Consider the following 1,675-nt stretch of genomic DNA (forward strand, 5'->3'; position numbering starts at 1 on the left):
CGTAACCAGCACAGAACCCGCCGGACCAAACCCCTCACCAAGACCTGTACCGGCAGACCCACCCGCACGAGCAAGCCTCGGCACAAACAACCGACCACCACGAACCGCCACCTGCGGCTCACCACACGCCAACACCGGAGCAAGCAACGACTCCACGTCCACACCGAGCTGCGCGTCCGTGTCCAGCAGGACGATCCGGTCCGGGTTCTCCGCCTGAGCGACCCGGACCAGGCCCCATACGGCCGCGGCGGCCGGATCGGTCACGGCCGCGTCGCCCCCGGCGGGCACGGCACCCCGGGTGTGCACGATCAGGCGCGTGGCTTCGAGCCTGGGCTCGGCCAGCCATGCCTGGACGACCCCCAGCACCCTGCTGGTCAGCGCGAGCGCCGCCGTGTCGAACGCGCCGTCCACGGTGTCCACGCCGTCCCCGGCGCAGTCGAGCAGGGCGGCGTCCGGCAGTGCGGCGCCGTCCGCCAGCGCCGTCACCTCGCTGGGTTCGGAGAGCGCGATCCACTCCGGTATCGCCCGGGTCGGCCGGGGCGGGGGCAGTTCGGTCCACTCCACCCGGAACAGCGCGTCGTCCGTGCCCGGGTCGGTGTCCGCCGTAGTCAGCCGGTCCGCGGCGACCGGCAGCAGGGTCACGGCGTCCGCCGTCAGGACCGGGCCGCCGGTCTCGTCGGCGGCCTCCACCGACAGAGCGCCGGCCGTGGACCGTACGAGCCGGGCGCGCAGGACGGTGGCGCCCGTGGCGTGCAGCACGACCCGGTTCCACTCCAGCGGCTGCCAGACCTCAGCGGCGTCGCCGGCGGCGGCGTCCAGCAGCGCCGGGTGCAGGACGGCGTCCAGCAGCGCCGGGTGGACGCCGTACCGGTCGGCCTCGGTCTGGTCCTCCTCCGCCAGCGTGGCCTCGGCGAACAGTTCGTCCCCGCGCCGCCACAGGCCGCGCAGGTTCTGGAAGAGCGGGCCGTACGTGTGGCCGTGCGCGATCAACTCGGCGTACAGGTCGTCCGTCCCGGCCCGCTGCGCGCCCGGCGGCGGCCAGGCGGTGAAGTCGAAGGTGCCGGTCGCGGCCTCACCGGTGGCCGGCGCGAGGAGTCCGGTGGCGTGCCGGGTCCAGGTGACCGGTTCGCCCGCCATGGTGGTGTCGCCGGGGGCCGCGTACACCTCCACGCTGCGGACGCCGGTCTCGTCCGGCCCGCCGACGGTGATCTGCACGCGTACGGCACCCTGCTCCGGGACGACCAGGGGTGCTTCGATGACGAGTTCGTCCAGTACTCCGCAGCCGACCTCGTCACCGGCCCGTACGGCCAGCTCGACCAGTCCGGTGCCGGGCACCAGGACGACTCCGCCCACGGTGTGGTCGGCCAGCCAGGGGTGGGTGCGCAGGGACAGCCGGGAGGTGAACACCAGCCCGTCCGACTGCGGCAACGGCACCACCGCACCCAACAGCGGATGCCCGGCACCGACCAGCCCCAGGGCCGCCGCGTCCACCACCGAGTCCGACATCCGCAGCCAGTACTGCTGGTGGTCGAAGGCGTACGTCGGCAGGTCCACGTGGGCGTTGGTGGCGCCCTCGGGGAGCACGGCCGCCCAGTCCACCTTCGCGCCCCGCACGAACAACTCCGCGACGGAGAGCAGGAGCGTCTGTGCCTCGCCGCGCTCGTCGCGCATCGCG

General features: G+C 73.9%; 1 protein-coding gene. It reads right to left on the reverse strand.

Annotated features, from left to right (window positions below; genetic code table 11):
- Positions 1 to 1,675, reverse strand: a 1,675-nt coding sequence (locus ABEB00_RS16930) for a polyketide synthase dehydratase domain-containing protein (RefSeq protein ID WP_345620536.1), incomplete at both ends; no start/stop codon positions are given.

This window comes from Streptomyces ziwulingensis (assembly GCF_039542605.1).
Classification (GTDB): domain Bacteria; phylum Actinomycetota; class Actinomycetes; order Streptomycetales; family Streptomycetaceae; genus Streptomyces; species Streptomyces ziwulingensis.